This is a genomic window from Lacinutrix mariniflava (assembly GCF_001418015.1).
GTDB lineage: Bacteria > Bacteroidota > Bacteroidia > Flavobacteriales > Flavobacteriaceae > Lacinutrix > Lacinutrix mariniflava.
This window is the reverse complement of the sequence record NZ_LIQG01000022.1, coordinates 1-16,520: the sequence shown is the minus strand read 5'-3', so window position 1 is coordinate 16,520 and position 16,520 is coordinate 1. Positions and strand designations below refer to the sequence as shown.

Annotated in this window: 14 protein-coding genes; 11 read left to right on the top strand and 3 right to left on the bottom strand. The window is 31.9% G+C overall.

Going from position 1 to position 16,520, the window contains the following annotated elements; translation table 11 throughout:
• Window positions 1-42 precede the first annotated feature (42 nt).
• From dnaJ to ASC44_RS05415, 8 genes are all read left to right on the top strand, one after another.
• Complete coding sequence (dnaJ, locus tag ASC44_RS05450) at window positions 43-1,176, top strand: molecular chaperone DnaJ (protein ID WP_055446616.1); 1,134 nt, start codon at window positions 43-45, stop codon at window positions 1,174-1,176.
• Window positions 1,177-1,592: 416 nt separating this feature from the next.
• Complete coding sequence (locus ASC44_RS05445; RefSeq protein WP_055446615.1) at window positions 1,593-2,519, top strand: ABC transporter ATP-binding protein; 927 nt, start codon at window positions 1,593-1,595, stop codon at window positions 2,517-2,519.
• Window positions 2,520-2,524: 5 nt separating this feature from the next.
• Window positions 2,525-3,859, top strand: coding sequence for an ABC transporter permease (locus ASC44_RS05440; RefSeq protein WP_055446614.1), 1,335 nt, complete (start codon window positions 2,525-2,527; stop codon window positions 3,857-3,859).
• A 2-nt stretch (window positions 3,860-3,861) separates the two neighbouring features.
• Window positions 3,862-4,821, top strand: a complete 960-nt coding sequence (locus tag ASC44_RS05435; protein WP_055446613.1) for a mechanosensitive ion channel family protein — start codon at window positions 3,862-3,864, stop codon at window positions 4,819-4,821.
• Window positions 4,822-4,836: 15 nt separating this feature from the next.
• Window positions 4,837-5,721 carry a DUF6268 family outer membrane beta-barrel protein gene (locus ASC44_RS05430; protein ID WP_055446612.1) on the top strand — a complete coding sequence of 295 codons (885 nt, stop codon included), beginning with the start codon at window positions 4,837-4,839 and terminating at the stop codon, window positions 5,719-5,721.
• Window positions 5,721-6,884, top strand: a complete 1,164-nt coding sequence (locus ASC44_RS05425) for a sigma-54-dependent transcriptional regulator (protein ID WP_055446611.1) — start codon at window positions 5,721-5,723, stop codon at window positions 6,882-6,884. Before ASC44_RS05430 ends, ASC44_RS05425 begins: the two co-directional genes overlap by 1 nt.
• 54 nt (window positions 6,885-6,938) lie before the next feature.
• Window positions 6,939-7,817, top strand: a complete 879-nt coding sequence (locus tag ASC44_RS05420; protein WP_055446610.1) for a PPK2 family polyphosphate kinase — start codon at window positions 6,939-6,941, stop codon at window positions 7,815-7,817.
• A 194-nt stretch (window positions 7,818-8,011) separates the two neighbouring features.
• Window positions 8,012-9,409: a M20/M25/M40 family metallo-hydrolase gene (locus ASC44_RS05415; RefSeq protein ID WP_055446609.1), complete on the top strand. Its 1,398-nt coding sequence runs from the start codon at window positions 8,012-8,014 to the stop codon at window positions 9,407-9,409.
• A 513-nt stretch (window positions 9,410-9,922) separates the two neighbouring features.
• Here ASC44_RS05415 and ASC44_RS05410 read toward each other — a convergent pair.
• The 3 genes from ASC44_RS05410 to lysA form a co-directional block, all read right to left on the bottom strand.
• Window positions 9,923-11,422, bottom strand: coding sequence for a sensor histidine kinase (locus ASC44_RS05410; protein ID WP_083476248.1), 1,500 nt, complete (start codon window positions 11,420-11,422; stop codon window positions 9,923-9,925).
• 343 nt (window positions 11,423-11,765) lie between these two features.
• A complete protein-coding gene (locus tag ASC44_RS05405) occupies window positions 11,766-12,071 on the bottom strand; it encodes a hypothetical protein (RefSeq protein ID WP_152973281.1) in 306 nt (101 codons plus the stop codon).
• 234 nt (window positions 12,072-12,305) lie between these two features.
• Window positions 12,306-13,532 (bottom strand): diaminopimelate decarboxylase, encoded by a 1,227-nt coding sequence (gene lysA, locus ASC44_RS05400; RefSeq protein WP_055446607.1) that lies wholly within the window; start codon window positions 13,530-13,532, stop codon window positions 12,306-12,308.
• Window positions 13,533-13,771: 239 nt separating this feature from the next.
• On the opposite strand from lysA, the gene sucC reads away from it, so the two are divergent.
• The 3 genes from sucC to ASC44_RS05385 all read left to right on the top strand — a co-directional run bounded on the left by sucC (window position 13,772) and on the right by ASC44_RS05385 (window position 16,488).
• Window positions 13,772-14,962 (top strand): ADP-forming succinate--CoA ligase subunit beta, encoded by a 1,191-nt coding sequence (sucC, locus tag ASC44_RS05395; RefSeq protein WP_055446606.1) that lies wholly within the window; start codon window positions 13,772-13,774, stop codon window positions 14,960-14,962.
• 67 nt (window positions 14,963-15,029) lie between these two features.
• Window positions 15,030-15,938: a hypothetical protein gene (locus ASC44_RS05390; RefSeq protein WP_055446605.1), complete on the top strand. Its 909-nt coding sequence runs from the start codon at window positions 15,030-15,032 to the stop codon at window positions 15,936-15,938.
• Window positions 15,939-16,152: 214 nt separating this feature from the next.
• Window positions 16,153-16,488, top strand: coding sequence for a hypothetical protein (locus ASC44_RS05385; RefSeq protein ID WP_055446604.1), 336 nt, complete (start codon window positions 16,153-16,155; stop codon window positions 16,486-16,488).
• The last annotated feature ends 32 nt before the right edge of the window (window positions 16,489-16,520 follow it).

Sequence of the window (16,520 nt, the reverse complement as noted above, 5' to 3'; positions counted from 1 at the left end):
ACTAAAAGGCAATAGCATATCGCTAAAAGTCAAAGAAAGAATATGGCAAAGAAAGATTATTACGAAACATTAGGCATTAATAAAGGTGCTACAGCTGCCGAAATAAAGAAGGGCTACCGAAAGAAAGCTATAGAGTTTCATCCAGATAAAAATCCAGACGATGCGACTGCAGAAGCTAAATTTAAAGAGGCTGCAGAAGCTTACGAGATTTTAAGCGACGACAATAAAAAAGCACGTTACGACCAATATGGTCACCAAGCCTTCGAAGGTGGTGGTGGTTTTGGTGGTGGTGGAAGAGGCGGCATGAATATGGATGACATATTTAGCCAATTCGGAGACATCTTTGGCGGAGGTGGTGGAGGCTTCTCTGGTTTTGGAGGTGGCGGTTTTGGTGGAGGCCAACAACGTCGCGTAAAAGGAAGCAACTTGCGTATTCGCGTAAAATTAACATTAGAAGAAATTGCTAATGGTGTTGAGAAAAAAATAAAAGTTAAACGTAAAATTCAAGCAGAAGGGACTACATATCAAACATGTGGAACTTGTAATGGTGCTGGTCAAGTAACCAGAGTTACAAACACTATTTTAGGCCGTATGCAAACTGCAAGTCCATGTCCTACTTGTGGAGGAGCAGGACAAACTATAGATAAAAAGCCAGCAGGAGCAGATGGACAAGGTTTAATTGTAAAAGAGGAAACGATTTCTGTTAAAATTCCTGCGGGAGTTGTAGATGGAATGCAGCTTAAAGTAACAGGTAAAGGAAACGATGCGCCAGGAAATGGAATAGCAGGAGATTTATTAGTAGCTATAGAAGAGCTAGATCATGATACTTTACAGCGAGAAGGTGATAACTTGCATTACGATTTATATGTAAGTTTACCAGATGCTATTTTAGGTGCTTCTAAAGAAATTGATACAGTTACAGGTAAAGTGCGAATTAAGGTTGAAGCAGGTTTACAGTCAGGGAAAATTTTACGCTTACGCGGAAAAGGTATCCCTAGTATTAATGGTTATGGTAAAGGTGATTTATTAGTACATGTAAATGTTTGGACGCCAAAAACGTTAAATAAAGAACAGTCAGCATTTTTTGAAAAAATGAAAGATGACGATCATTTTTCTCCTAAACCAGAACGAAGTGATAAATCGTTTTTTGAAAAAGTAAAAGACATGTTCTCATAGCACTAAGAGAATTTATAACAAAAAAGAATCCGTAATAATATTGCGGATTTTTTTTGTTAAAAATTTAAGTTATTAAGTTAAAAAAGAAAATGTTAAACAAAAAACAGTATATTTGAATTATCATTGGTTTGCGCCAATGGTAATTTTTCTTTTTCATAGCAATTTTTTCCCATCCTTTATTTGCGTAGAGGGTGGGTTTTGTTTTTTAGCAGTATTATGTTTTATTTTAAGTGTATAGCAAAGGATAAAAAAGGTGAAACAAATCATTTTAATGGATTGGTTGTAATGCTTTTATATAATTACTACTTGCAATTAGACGTGTAATTATATATTCCTTACAGTCTTAAAATAAATTTAAACAGCAAAGCATACTAATTAACATTTTTTATCTTTACACAACTAACAACTTTATCTTTATGGGCAACTTATTAGAAGCGCAATCAGTTTCTAAAAATTTCGGCGATTTTATAGCACTTAATGACGTTTCTATTGCTGTAGAAAAAGGAAGCATATTTGGACTCCTAGGTCCAAATGGAGCTGGGAAAACCACATTAATTCGTATTATAAACCAAATTACAATGCCTGATAAAGGGCACGTGCTTTTAGATGGAGAGCCTTTACAGAGGCATCACATACAAAACATTGGGTATTTACCAGAAGAACGTGGTTTATATAAAACAATGAAAGTTGGTGAGCAGGCCCTATACTTAGCGCAACTTAAAGGTTTAGATAAAGCCGAAGCTAAAAAGCGTTTGCTAGAATGGTTCGAAAGATTAGAAATTGGAGATTGGTGGAATAAAAAAATTCAAGAGTTGTCTAAAGGTATGGCTCAAAAAATACAATTTGTAGTTACTGTATTACACCAACCAAAATTATTGATTTTCGATGAACCTTTTTCAGGCTTCGATCCTATAAATGCAGACATTATTAAAAACGAAATTCTAAGATTGCGTGAAGATGGTGCAACCGTTATTTTTTCTACCCATAGAATGGAGTCTGTTGAAGAGTTATGCGATCATATTGCATTAATACATAAATCTAATAAAATTTTAGATGGTAATCTTAACGCTATAAAAAGGCAGTATAAGTCTAATACTTTTGAGGTTGGAATTACTACAGATAACGCTTCAGAATTACAGCGGTCGCTTTCTGAAAAGTTTATAGTGTCTCCGGCAGAATTTAAGACTTTAAATAATGAGTTAAAACTTAATGTAAAGCTTTCAGAAAAAGAATCTGCAAATCAATTATTAAATTACCTAACTACAAAAGGAGAGGTGTCTCATTTTTTAGAAGTAATACCAAGTGCTAGCGATATTTTTATTCAAGCCGTAAAGAATAATTAAAAACCATGAATCATTTACCACTAATAATAAAACGCGAGTATATAACCAAAGTAAAAAATAAGGCTTTTATAATTATGACTTTTTTGAGTCCGTTAATTATGATTGGTCTTTTTTCTTTAGTAGCATATTTGTCGCAGTTAAACAATACAAAGGAAAAAAATATTACTGTTTTAGATGAGTCTGGACAAATTGAATCTATTTTTACAGATAAAGAAACAGTTAAATATACCATATTAAAAAATGTAACTTTAGAGAACGCTAAAACTATTGTAGAAGAGCAGGAAAGTTATGGATTGCTTTATATCTCAGATTTTAAAACCACTATTGATACAATTAATCAAGATGAAAAAAGAAGTGTTGACGTTGCTTTTTATTCAACTGAAACACCTTCTATTACTATTATCTCAGCATTAGAATCGAAAGTGAAAGAACATCTTAAAGAAATTAATCTTGAGAAAAAAGGTGTCGATCAACTTACTATTAAAAATGCAGAAGTAGACATTACAATTAGTCAAGAAAATTTTACTGGAGAAAAAACATCTGAAGCAGATAGTATTGTAAAACTTGTTTTTGGAGGAGCAGCAGGCTACTTGCTTTTCATGTTTATAATTATTTACGGAAACATGATTATGCGTTCTGTAATCGAGGAGAAGACCAGTAGAATAATTGAGGTGATTATTTCCTCAGTTAAGCCAATACAATTAATGTTGGGTAAAATTATTGGCACAACACTCGCTGGTATTACACAGTTTGGAATATGGATAATTTTAGGTAGTGTTTTAATGCTTGGTGCATCACTAATTTTTGATATTGATTTTTCACAAGTTAATACTCCGCAGCAAGATCTCGTAACACAAGCCATGCAAAACCCAGACGGAAACGTTAATATGCAACTATTTATAAGTGCCTTTTTTAATATGCCATTAGCAAATTTAATAATTGCATTTATATTATTCTTTGTAAGTGGTTATCTTTTATATAGCTCGTTGTATGCAGCTATTGGAGCAGCAGTAGATAATGAGACAGATACGCAGCAGTTTATGTTACCTGTAATAATGCCATTAATATTGGCAGTTTATGTTGGTGGTTTTACGGTAATAGAAGATCCTCATGGTACAGTAGCAACGGTATTTTCTTTTATCCCATTTACATCTCCAGTTGTTATGCTTATGCGTATTCCTTTTGGAGTCCCAATTTGGCAACAAATACTGTCATTGTTAATATTAATTGGTACATTTATGTTTACCATATGGATGGCTTCAAAAATATATAGGGTTGGTATACTAATGTATGGAAAAAAGCCTACATATAGAGAACTTTTAAAATGGATTAAATATTAAAGATGCAGGAAAAGGTTAAAGATCAGATTGAAGAAACTGTAGAGGAATTAGGAGAGGCTATTACAGATAGCACTGTTTGGGAAAAATTTACAAATTTTTTAAATATTAAATTATATACATTTTCAGATATTAATGGTTTAGAGACAGGTGCTTTGAAAATAAAGTACTTTTTATTCTTAATTGTAATACTAATTTTCACCACTTATGCTTTACGTTGGTTAAAGAAATTGTTAACACGAAAAATGCCAGAGAATGATAAAGCCAAGTTTACTACTGTATTTTCCTTTGCTAGATGGTTAATCTATATTATTGTTTTTTTAGTAGCCTTGAGCTCTTTAGGAGTAGATATAACTGCCGTTTTTGCCGCTTCTGCAGCATTATTAATTGGTGTTGGTTTGGCATTACAAACTTTGTTTCAAGATATTATTTCTGGTATATTTATATTAGTAGATCAATCTGTTCATGTAGGTGATATTATAGAAATTGAAGGTAAGGTTGGTCGAGTAGAAGAAATAAAATTAAGAACAACAAGAGCTGTAACCATAGATAACAAGGTGTTAGTAATACCAAACCATTTGTACTTAGCCAATAGCTTATACAACTGGACACAAAACGGTTCTTCAACTAGAGAGTCTGTAGATGTTGGAGTTGCTTATGGTAGTGATGTAGAGTTAGTAAAGGAGTTATTGTTACAGGCAGCGAAATCTTCGAAATTAGTATTTCAAAATCCGGCTCCAAGTGTGGTTTTTATGGATTTTGGAGAGAGTTCTTTAGATTTTAGAGTCGCCTTTACAATAGAAGATAGTTTTAATTCTAGATTTCCTAAAAGTGAAATTCGTTTTGCCATAGATCGGTTATTTAGCGAAAATAATATTAGCATTCCTTTTCCACAACGCGATGTACATGTTATTCAAAAAGGAGAGGATAATATCCAATTAAAAATGAATTCAAAACAGTCTTAAACACTAATAAAATTTATGAAAAACAAAACAACTAAGTTTATCATACTGGTTTTTATAATAATAGCATTTCAGAACACGTATGCTCAGCTCACAGATTTAGCACGTTTGGAGTATTCTTATATTCCTAAAGGCAACTCAGAAGATAGTTTTAATAGATTTAGAGGTTTAGTTAATTATCCTATAAAAACTAAAGAAGATTGTTATTTAGTAATTGGAGGTGAGTATAGTAGAATAGCACTTAATATAGAGGATAACTATCCATTTAACACTTCTAATTTAAGGCGTTTGCATGTAATGGATTTTAATGTAGCGTATACTTTTAAACTTAAAAGTGGTTGGCGTTTAGGAGCAAAGATTTCGCCTAGGATAGCATCTACACTAACACATAAGTTATCTGGAGACGACTTCTTTTTAAATGGAGGTGTTTATGCTATAAACGATAGAACAAAAGACGAGTCTAAAAAGAAACCATACCGTTTAATTTTAGGACTAACCTATAATAGTACAACAGGAATACCATTACCGCTGCCATTTGTAAGTTACTATAGACGTATAAACGAGAAGTGGTCTTTTAATTTAGGTGTTCCTAAAACTAATGTAAAGTACTTTTTTAGTGAACACAGTATTGTACAAACATTTGTAGGTATCGATGGTTATTCGGCTAACGTTCAGGATGCTATTGCTATTGGAGGCAAAGAAGTCGATAATATTTCCTTATCGGTTATTCTTGCAGGTTTGGGTTACGAGTATTATTTTACAGACCACTTAATATGGTATGCATATTCAGGCTACACCCTAAGTATGAGTAACAGGTTACGCGATGAGAATAGAGATGAAGTCTATAGACTAGATAACGTAAATACATTTTATTTAAGAACAGGAATTAAATTTAAAATATAATGCCAAAAATATTAGTAATAGAAGACGAAGCAGCGATTAGAAGGGTTTTAATAAAAATTCTTTCTGAAGAAAATGATAAATATCAAGTCTTTGAAGCCGAAGATGGTTTGGCAGGAATAGAGAGAATTAGAAAAGAAGATTTCGACCTTGTACTTTGTGATATTAAAATGCCAAAAATGGATGGTGTAGAAGTGCTTGAAGCTGCAAAAAAAATTAAACCAGAAATACCAATGGTCATGATCTCTGGTCACGGCGATTTAGATACAGCAGTAAACACAATGCGTTTGGGGGCTTTCGATTATATTTCTAAGCCACCAGATTTAAACCGTTTACTAAACACTGTTCGTAATGCTTTAGATAGAAAAGAGCTGGTTGTCGAAAATAAAATTCTTAAAAGAAAAGTTAGTAAAAAGTACGAAATGATTGGAGAAAGCGATGGCATTTCTCAAATTAAAGACATTATAGATAAAGTAGCACCAACAGATGCTCGTGTATTAATTACAGGTCCAAACGGAACAGGTAAAGAGTTAGTAGCACATTGGTTACACGAGAAAAGTGCACGTGCAAAAGGACCAATGATTGAGGTAAACTGTGCAGCAATACCAAGCGAGCTTATAGAAAGTGAATTATTCGGTCACGTAAAAGGTGCCTTTACAAGTGCAGCAAAAGACAGAGCAGGAAAGTTTGAAGCAGCAAATGGAGGAACCATTTTTTTAGACGAAATTGGAGACATGAGCTTATCTGCACAAGCAAAAGTATTACGTGCTTTACAAGAAAGCCGTATTCAACGTGTTGGTAGTGATAAGGATATTAAAGTAGATGTTCGTATTGTAGCCGCAACAAATAAAAACTTAAAAAAGGAAATTGCAGACGGTAGATTTCGTGAAGATTTATACCATAGACTCGCAGTAATACTCGTTAAAGTTCCAGCACTTAACGATAGGAGAGACGATATTCCGTTGCTAATAAAGCATTTTGCAAAGAAAATTTCTGGAGAGCAAGGCACGGCAGAAAAAAGTTTTTCTACTAAAGCCATTAAATTGTTACAAGAGTACGATTGGACAGGAAACATTAGAGAGTTACGTAACGTTATCGAAAGACTACTAATACTTGGTGGAGCAGAAGTAAGCGAGAAAGACGTCAAGTTGTTTGCAAGTAAATAATTAAAAATTAATAAGATTTCCGGTTCACGGAAACGATAAACAAAACCTTTATCGATGAAAAAAATAAATATAGAAGACCATAAAATAACATCAAACATTAAGTTGTCTAACTTGCCATCTCATTTAGATTTAGAAGAGCACGACGATGAGGTAAAAGATGAATTAAAGAAAGTCCGAAAGAAGTTAGGTAAGCTTCAAGACAGACTTTATGCACATGGAAAATATTCGGTTTTGGTTTGTTTACAAGGCATGGATACTTCAGGTAAAGACAGTTTAATTCGTGAAGTTTTTAAAGATTTCAACGCACGTGGTGTAGAGGTAATGAGCTTTAAAGTACCAACAGATTTAGAATTAAAACACGACTACCTATGGAGACATTATTTAGCCTTACCAGCAAGAGGTAAATTTGGTGTTCACAATCGCACGCACTATGAAAATGTACTAGTAACACGCGTACATCCTAATTATATTTTAGGAGAAAAATTACCAAATATTCATTCTCTAGACGATGTAAATGAAGCTTTTTGGGACAAACGTTTCGAAGAAATAAATAATTTCGAAAAGCATCTAGCCGATAATGGAACTCTAATCTTCAAGTTCTTTATGAACTTGTCAAAAGACGAGCAAAAGCGTAGATTATTACGTCGTTTAGACCTAAAACAAAAAAACTGGAAATTCTCAGCAGGCGATTTAAAAGAACGTAAACTTTGGGATAGTTATATGGATTGCTACCAAGACGCCATCAATAGAACAAGTAAAACTCATGCACCATGGTTTAATATTCCAGCAGACAATAAGCCAGCAGCACGATTAGCCGTAGCAACCATTTTGTACAACACTTTAAAAGAGTACAAAGACATAAAAGAGCCAGAATTAGACGACAAAACAAAGGCTAATTTACATCTCTATAAAGAACAATTAAATAACGAGTAAACAACTCCTGTGCAGGCAGGAACCTTGTAAATAATATTTTGGGCGTTACCACAATCCCGATAGTTATCGGGAGCGCTTTCACTACTCGCTCTTTTTGCGAAAATCAAAAAGGAGCTCAAACAAACCGTTTAACTGTGAAACAATCACGAGATCTTAATTAATAAAATAGGCGAGTAATCGCTAACGTACTCACCATGAAACTAAAAGTATTAATTGCAGCACTTCTATTATCAGCAAACGTATTTGCGCAAAACGATAAAGAAACCGTAAAAGCCATTTATAGCCAATCGTTAACCAATGGGCAATCTTACCAATGGTTAGATTATTTGTCAAACCAAATAGGAGGAAGATTATCTGGTTCTGTAAGTGCAGAAAAAGCAGTGCAATACACAAAATCCGAACTGGAAAAACTAGGTTTAGATAAAGTGTGGCTACAAGAAGTAATGGTTCCAAAGTGGGAACGTGGCGAAAAAGAAGTAGGTTATTTCGAAACTGCAGGAGAGAAATTAAATGTAAATATTTGCGCACTTGGTGGCTCTGTAGCAACCTCTAATTCTGGTTTAAAAGCACAAGTAATCGAAGTAAAAAGCTTCGAAGAATTAGAAACACTAGGAACAAAAGTAAAAGGGAAAATAGTGTTTTTTAATGGTGCTTTAAATCCTGAATTAATACACACGTTCGAAGCTTATGGAGGCTGTTCAAAACAACGTTATGCAGGTGCTTACGAAGCAGGAAAACTTGGAGCCGTTGGTGTAATTGTTCGCTCTTTAAACCTAAGACAGGACAATTTACCACACACAGGAAGTATGGGTTATTTAGATTTGCCAAATGAGCAACGCGTGCCATCTGCAGCAATAAGTACAAACGATTCAAATAAATTATCCGAAGCCTTAAAAAAAGATGCAAATTTAGAATTCTACTTCAAGCAAAGTTGTAAACAATTTGAAGATGTATTATCATATAATGTTATTGGAGAAATTACTGGTAGCGAGTTTCCAGACGAATATATGGTAGTTGGTGGACATTTAGATTCTTGGGATCTTGGAGACGGTTCGCACGATGATGGAGCAGGAGTTGTGCAATCTATGGATGTTGTTAGATTATTAAAAGAAAGTGGTATTAAACCAAAACGCACCATTCGTGTTGTTCTTTTTATGAACGAAGAAAACGGTTTACGAGGCGGTAAAAAATATGCAGAAGAAGCCAAACGTAAAAACGAAAATCATGTATTTGCATTAGAAAGTGACTCTGGAGGTTTTACTCCTAGAGGATTTAGTTTCGATTGTAGCGATGCTAACCTTAATAAGGTACTAAGTTGGGAACCATTATTCAAGCCGTATTTAATACACTATTTCGAAAAAGGATATAGTGGAGCAGATATTGGACCATTAAAAAATGACAATATTGTCTTAGCAGGATTACGTCCAGATTCTCAACGCTATTTCGATCATCATCATGCTGCGAATGATACTTTCGATGCCGTTAATAAAAGAGAATTAGAGCTTGGAGCTGCAACTATGACGAGTTTAATTTATTTGTTCGATAAATATGGAACCAGTACAATTAGTGATGTAAAAGAAATTAAAGATTAATCACTCTAAAACAACAATTAAACGAACGTCTTTGGAAACGATTCAGCATGTTTACAGCTTATCATTAATGGTATTAAATTCAACTTTAAAAAGGGAATGTAAGAGAAAAAACAAATATGTCTTATTTATAACTGAGAGCGCGAACATTCCTGAATTAAAAACAAGTGGAGGAGATTTTGAGATCTAGTGATGACATTTTGCAATACTAAATCATTTTTGGAACTAAAGAGATTCCGTATTGGAATAATAGTTATGAACCAATTAGTGATTCTATTTGGTATTGTAGACAATTGGCTTTCTTTAGACGTGTTATTGGAAATCTAATAAGCCCAAAAGTCAATCATTTTTCTGTAAAAGTTGAGAAATAAAGAGACGGGCTGCCAATTTAAGACTTTACGTCATTCTTAATATTTCTTAAATTATATCTTTTAGAGGCAATAGTAATAGATCTCTTTTACCGTCAAGATATTTATGGTAGCTTAATTAATTAATTACAAAACTTAGTTAAGCATTTTATTTATAAGTAAAATGGATTTTAAAATTAGTACCTTTTCCAACGGTGCTATCAACTTCTACTTTACCTCCAATGGCCTCTATTTGATTTTTTACAATAAATAATCCAAGACCTCTTGAGTCTTTATGTTTATGAAAAACATTGTACATACCGAACAATCGGTCTCCATGTTTTTCTAAATTTATTCCTTGGCCATTGTCTGTAATCGATAGAATTATAGCATCATCGTTTTGTTTAGCTTCAAGTGTTATTTTAGGATTAATATCTAATTTTTTGTATTTAATAGCATTGGTTAAAAAGTTTATAATAATACTATCAAGGTAAGCTGGTATTCCTTTAACTGTTATTTTTTCATCAATTATTACATTTATATCTGCTTCATTAGAGAGAATTAATGCATTAATATTACTAATCGCATTATTTGTAAACTGAAGGAGGTTTAATGATTGTAAATCGTCATTCGATAACGAGTTATGGATAGCAACTTCATTTAAATTGTTAATGGTTTCATTTAAATTATCCACTGCCTTTTCATATAACTGGAAGTATTCGTCATTCATAATTTCAGGAGAATCATCTTTCTTTAATTGTAAAAGCATATCTAGGTTACTTCCATGCGATCTTAAATTATGAGAGACAATATGCGCAAAGTTTAATAATCTATCATTTTGTTTTGAGCTTATGGTAAGTAATTCTGTTATATCATTTTTGGCTGTTTTTATGTCAGAAACATCAATAATATTTGAGATAAAGTGTTGTGGTAAACCGTTAGTGTCTCTTACAATAGTTACTGATAGAATGGAATGAATAATAGTTCCGTTTTTGTGTATGTATCGTTTTTCTATCCGAAAGTGATCTATTTTTCCAGAAAGCATAAGTTTAACTTCTTTTTTAGCGATATTCTTATCCTCAGGATGAGTAAAGTCTTCGTATCCTAAATCTAAAAAGTCCTCCTTTGTATAGCCTAATATGTTGCAAATACTGTTGTTTACGTTTAACAATTTGCCAGTTAAGCTAACTATTGCCATTCCTGTTAAAGAATTTTCAAACATTGATCTGAATTCTTTTTCTTTAATCGCCGTTTTTTTAGCTGCTACCGTTTTTTTAGTAATATCTTGAAAGACGCCTCTTACAGCAATACAAACGCCGTCTTCTAGTTTAGAGTGTCCAATTGTTCTAACCCATTTTTCATTTCCTTTTGCTGTGATTAATAAAAGCTCATCATCAAAACTTTTCCCATTGGTTAAACATTCTGTAAAATGTTTAGATATTAACTCTCTGTTAGCTCCCGCTTTGTAAAAATTAAGACCAGTGGTTACATCAGGAACATAACTGTCTTCTACCTCATGTATTTTTCTTGTAACAGAGCTCCATTTTAAAATATTAGATTTAATATCTAATTCCCAAGACCCAATAGCCAAGGAGTTTTCAATTACATTTAAAAAATCTTTGTCGTGTATTTCGTTAGATAATATGTTGTTTGAAGTGCTGTTAAACATAAGTAGGGAATTTTGTAAATCTTGTTCGTTAAAAGGTAGAGTAAAAATAATCTCACTTTTAATAGATAGCGAATTTAATTATTTTTTCGATTAAATGATTGTTTTTAACGATAAAACACTATTTTTTATGATAAGTGAGTGGTTTTGTATGCTTGGTAATATGTTCTTTTTTAAAGAATAATTAGTAAAAAGAACAGCAACAATAAAAGCTGTTTCTATTTAAAATGGCGTCTTAGTTTTGTCTAATTTGCAGTTAATCAATATTTTTAGAGTATTGAGTGTCTTCTTTTTCTAGTTTATTTTTTTGAATTGCTTGTATTTTATTCATTATTTCTAAAGCATTTCAATAGCCATATGCTTCAATAATTTGATCATTACTATATTGATAAATAATTCCAACAGGAATAACAATACATTTATTAAGATCTTTAAAAGCACGAGTAGACATATAATTATTATTTTGAACAAAAAATGATTTTATGTTTCTTGGAGTGATAATATTCTTTCTGGTATTGTAATCAACTTTTACGATGTCTGCATAATTCATAACCAAACTGTCCCGCTTATGTAAATCGTAATAGGCACTTGTTTGTTTTAAGGTTTCTATCTCTTTAGAATTCTGTGAATATCTAATTGTTTGTTTCGACAAGGAATAAAGTAAAACCAAGTCTGAATAAGATCAATATATTTTTCATAATTACGGTTTTAGTGACTATATAAATTAACCTATTAAGGTTCTTTAAACTTAGCGTAGCTTATGTAGATATATCTATAATTTTGATTAAGTTGCTATTAATGAATATTGTGAAAAAATAGAATTATCAATATGGTAATTAGAATTTGAACAAAAAAATAGCACTTCAATTGAAGTGCTATTAATTAGTTATGCTTTTACCTTTTTAGGTTTTAGATCTATTTGAATTTGATTATTCATAATGTCATCAAAAGTTTCTCGTTTTCTTATTAAATGCGCTTCACCATTGTGCCAAAGTACTTCTGCAGGACGATATCTAGAATTATAGTTACTAGCCATAGAATAGCAATATGCTCCAGCATTTTTAAAGGTTAAAATGTCACCTTCATTAATTTCAGAAATACGTCTATTGTTGGCAAACGTATCTGTTTCACAAATATAACCAACCACACTATAAAAACGTTCACGCCCTTTAGGGTTCGATATATTTTCGATCTCATGTTGAGAGCCATATAACATGGGTCTAATTAAATGATTAAAACCTGAATCTATCTGCGCAAAAACAGTAGAAGTTGTTTGTTTTACTACGTTTACCTTGGCTAAAAACTGTCCTGCTTCGCTCACTAAAAATTTTCCTGGCTCGAAAGCTAAGGTTAATTCTTTGCCATAGTTTTTGCAAAATTCGTTAAAACGAGCTGATAATTTTTCTCCAAACTCTTCAATATTAGTTTCTATATCTCCAGGTTTGTAAGGCACTTTAAAACCAGAACCAAAATCTATAAAATCTAGATTTTTAAAGTTTTTTGCAGTTTCAAAAAGTATTTCGCTAGCATAAAGAAAAACATCAATATCTAAAATATCGCTTCCAGTATGCATGTGGATTCCGTTTATATTCATGTTTGTGTTCTCTACAATACGTAGAATATGTGGAATTTGATGAATTGAAATACCAAATTTACTATCAATATGTCCTACAGAAATATTAGTATTACCTCCAGCCATAACATGAGGATTAATACGAATACATACAGGAATGTCAGGATGTTTGGTGCCAAACTGCTCAAGTATAGAAAGGTTATCTATATTTATTTGACAGCCTAATACAGCAGCTTGTTCTATTTCTTCAAGAGATACACCATTAGGAGTAAAAATAATGTGCTCTGCTTTAAATCCAGCAGCTAAACCTAATTGTACTTCTTGGATAGAAACGGTATCTAGTCCAGCTCCAAGAGATTTCATTAATTTTAAAATTGAAATATTAGAGAGTGCCTTTACTGCATAATTTACTTTTACCTTTTTTACAGACTTGAAAGCAGAAGTTAAACGTTTGTATTGTTCTGAAATGATTTCAGAGTTATATACATAAACAGGACTTCCAAAGTCTTTAGCGATTTTAAGTAATTGCGTATTGGTCATAAATTATTTTTTTTCAAAGCTATTATTATTGTATTAAGTTATAAATTTTTAATTCAAAATATTACATATTTAAACAATTTGTTAAATAGTTAACAAATAATGTTATCAGGATAGATTTAGATGTCATTTTTTAATAATTAAATATTAGGGTAAGTTATTGTGATTATTTACTTTTGTAACTCTAAAATTTTATAGACTTTACTGCTCAGGCAGAAATATAAATAAATCCATTAATAAAGATGAATTTACACGAATATCAAGGAAAAGAATTATTAAGCAGCTTTGGCGTACGTATCCAACGTGGTATAGTTGCTCAAAATGCTGATGAAGCAGTAGCTGCAGCAAAAAAATTAACCGAAGATACTGGAACAGGTTGGCACGTAATAAAAGCACAGGTTCACGCAGGTGGTCGTGGTAAAGGTGGTGGTGTTAAGTTGGCTAAAAACTTAGACGAAGTTAAATCTATCGCTGGAGATATTATAGGAATGGATTTGGTAACACCTCAAACTTCTGCCGAAGGAAAGCGTGTGCACCAAGTTTTAGTATGTGAAGATGTATACTATCCTGGAGATTCTGAGCCAGAAGAGTATTACATGTCTGTGTTGTTAAACAGAGGAACTGGGCGTAACATGATTATGTATTCTACAGAAGGTGGAATGGATATTGAAACAGTTGCAGAAGAGACTCCACATTTAATTTTTAACGAAGAAATAGATCCTGCAACAGGAATTTTACCTTTTCAAGCACGTAAAATTGCTTTTAACTTAGGTTTATCTGGAGCAGCTTTTAAAGACATGACAAAATTTGTAACGTCTTTATATACAGCATACGTAAAATCTGATTCAGCTTTATTTGAAATCAATCCTGTTTTAAAAACTAGTGATGATAAAATAATGGCAGTAGATGCTAAAGTAACTTTAGATGCTAGTGCATTATACAGACATAAAGATTTAGCAGCAATGCGCGATTTACGTGAAGAAAATCCAATTGAAGTAGAAGCAGGTGAGCAAGGACTTAACTATGTAGACTTAGACGGAAACGTTGGTTGTATGGTAAATGGTGCTGGTTTAGCAATGGCAACTATGGATTTAATTAAGCAAGCAGGTGGAGAGCCAGCTAACTTTTTAGATGTTGGTGGTACTGCAGATGCAGCGAGAGTAGAAATTGCTTTCGAACTTATTTTAAGAGATCCAGCTGTAAAAGCTATTTTAATTAACATTTTTGGTGGTATCGTTCGTTGCGATCGTGTTGCTCAAGGTGTAATTGATGCTTACAAAAACATGGGTAACATTAGTGTACCAATTATTGTACGTTTACAAGGAACTAACGCAGATATCGCTAAAAAATTAATTGACGATTCTGGATTAGATGTAATGAGTGCTACAGAATTTCAAGAAGCAGCAGATAAAGTACAAGCTGTATTAGCTTAAGCTAATCAAATTTATAATATAAAGCCTGTACTATTTAGATAGTGCAGGCTTTTTACATTTAATTATTATGAAACCATTTTATTTAGTATTTACCTTTTTACTTATTTTAAGTTGTAGTAGTGATGATTCTGATGGAGTTGTTACAATTGATCCAGTTGATGATTTTAAAATTGAAAAATATCATGGATTGTATGCACAATATAATAATATCTCAACTATTGCAGACCCTACTCAAGATAATTTAATTAAATTTGAGTATGATGAGCAGGGTAGAATAATAAAAAGAATTGGTGACGTTTTACATACAAGCTTTGGTGTACTTGTTATTTCAGATTTATTATATACCGATTTGACTTATTATGAGGATAAGGTTTATATTGAAAAGAAAATTACTCCTACTGGTGGTACATCTGGAGTTGCTCAAAATGAGGCGACTATTACTTTCGATGTAAATAATAGAATGATTCAAAAAATAAGAAATTACCAAATAAGTGGTGGTCAGGATGTTCAAGTAGATACTACTAATTTCTCATATAATAATGATAAGTTAGTTTCATATATTAAAACCTCTAATAAGGAGTCTACTTTATGGACAGGTGAAGTTATTGGTGTTAGATATTTTGAAGAATCAGAACTTTACTATTCAAATAGCAATTTAGATAGTATTGTAGCTATTTCTTCACGTAAATATAGTGATACTCCATATATAGTTCTTGAAGATAAAGAGACTAAGATATTTAGTGGTTATGATTCTGCTAGTAATCCTTTTAGAAAACTTCAAATTTTTGAAGAAACATTTAATAGGTCTATATCTCAAAATAATTTTACAGACTATAGAGTAACTAGAAATGGATATCATTATCCAAATAATGATTTTTATCAATCCCCAATTGTACTTCCAACTTATGAAGAATCCTTTCAAACTTGGAGTTTTGCATATGATGAAAATGGAGAATGGATTTATAACCAATTTTAAATAACTATTATCAATATTAAAACATTGTTAACTTAAAAACAAAAAGAGCAACTTAATCGTTGCTCTTTTTTTTGTCTTAATATTTTAACATGCTAAAATTGAGTTTCTTAAGAAGAACTAAAAGTTGTGTTAATCATTAGTTAAACCAAATGTTTCAATGTTACTTTTCTAAACTACTTGAGTCTATAAGCTATAAACAATTAAAACAAAAATTATGAAATCAATTAAAATGGTATTATTAGTATTAGCAATTACTTTTACGGGTGCTTTAAACGCAACAACAAATCCAACTGGTATAGAACCAAATGTATTAGCAAATGAAATTACAACATTATTAAAAAATCCGGAATTTAAAGTTGCTGAAGATCTTAAAGCAAATGTAACTTTTATGCTCAATAAAAATAATGAGATTGTTGTAATAAGTGTAGATACAGAAAGTGAACAGTTAGAAAATTATATTAAAAACAGACTAAACTATTCTAAATTAAAAGAAGGTTTAGTGACTACCCAAAAAACTTATAAAATTCCCGTAAGGATTACTTTAGTGTAGTAGAATTAATCTAAGACAAAAAAAGAGCAACT

Bases quoted from the DNA above. Each gene is read 5' to 3' on its own strand.
- dnaJ (WP_055446616.1), top strand. From the start codon at position 43: ATGGCAAAGAAAGATTATTACGAAACATTAGGCATTAATAAAGGTGCT.
- ASC44_RS05445 (WP_055446615.1), top strand. From the start codon at position 1,593: ATGGGCAACTTATTAGAAGCGCAATCAGTTTCTAAAAATTTCGGCGAT.
- ASC44_RS05440 (WP_055446614.1), top strand. From the start codon at position 2,525: ATGAATCATTTACCACTAATAATAAAACGCGAGTATATAACCAAAGTA.
- ASC44_RS05435 (WP_055446613.1), top strand. From the start codon at position 3,862: ATGCAGGAAAAGGTTAAAGATCAGATTGAAGAAACTGTAGAGGAATTA.
- ASC44_RS05430 (WP_055446612.1), top strand. From the start codon at position 4,837: ATGAAAAACAAAACAACTAAGTTTATCATACTGGTTTTTATAATAATA.
- ASC44_RS05425 (WP_055446611.1), top strand. From the start codon at position 5,721: ATGCCAAAAATATTAGTAATAGAAGACGAAGCAGCGATTAGAAGGGTT.
- ASC44_RS05420 (WP_055446610.1), top strand. From the start codon at position 6,939: ATGAAAAAAATAAATATAGAAGACCATAAAATAACATCAAACATTAAG.
- ASC44_RS05415 (WP_055446609.1), top strand. From the start codon at position 8,012: ATGAAACTAAAAGTATTAATTGCAGCACTTCTATTATCAGCAAACGTA.
- ASC44_RS05410 (WP_083476248.1), bottom strand. From the start codon at position 11,422: ATGTTTAACAGCACTTCAAACAACATATTATCTAACGAAATACACGAC.
- lysA (WP_055446607.1), bottom strand. From the start codon at position 13,532: ATGACCAATACGCAATTACTTAAAATCGCTAAAGACTTTGGAAGTCCT.
- sucC (WP_055446606.1), top strand. From the start codon at position 13,772: ATGAATTTACACGAATATCAAGGAAAAGAATTATTAAGCAGCTTTGGC.
- ASC44_RS05390 (WP_055446605.1), top strand. From the start codon at position 15,030: ATGAAACCATTTTATTTAGTATTTACCTTTTTACTTATTTTAAGTTGT.
- ASC44_RS05385 (WP_055446604.1), top strand. From the start codon at position 16,153: ATGAAATCAATTAAAATGGTATTATTAGTATTAGCAATTACTTTTACG.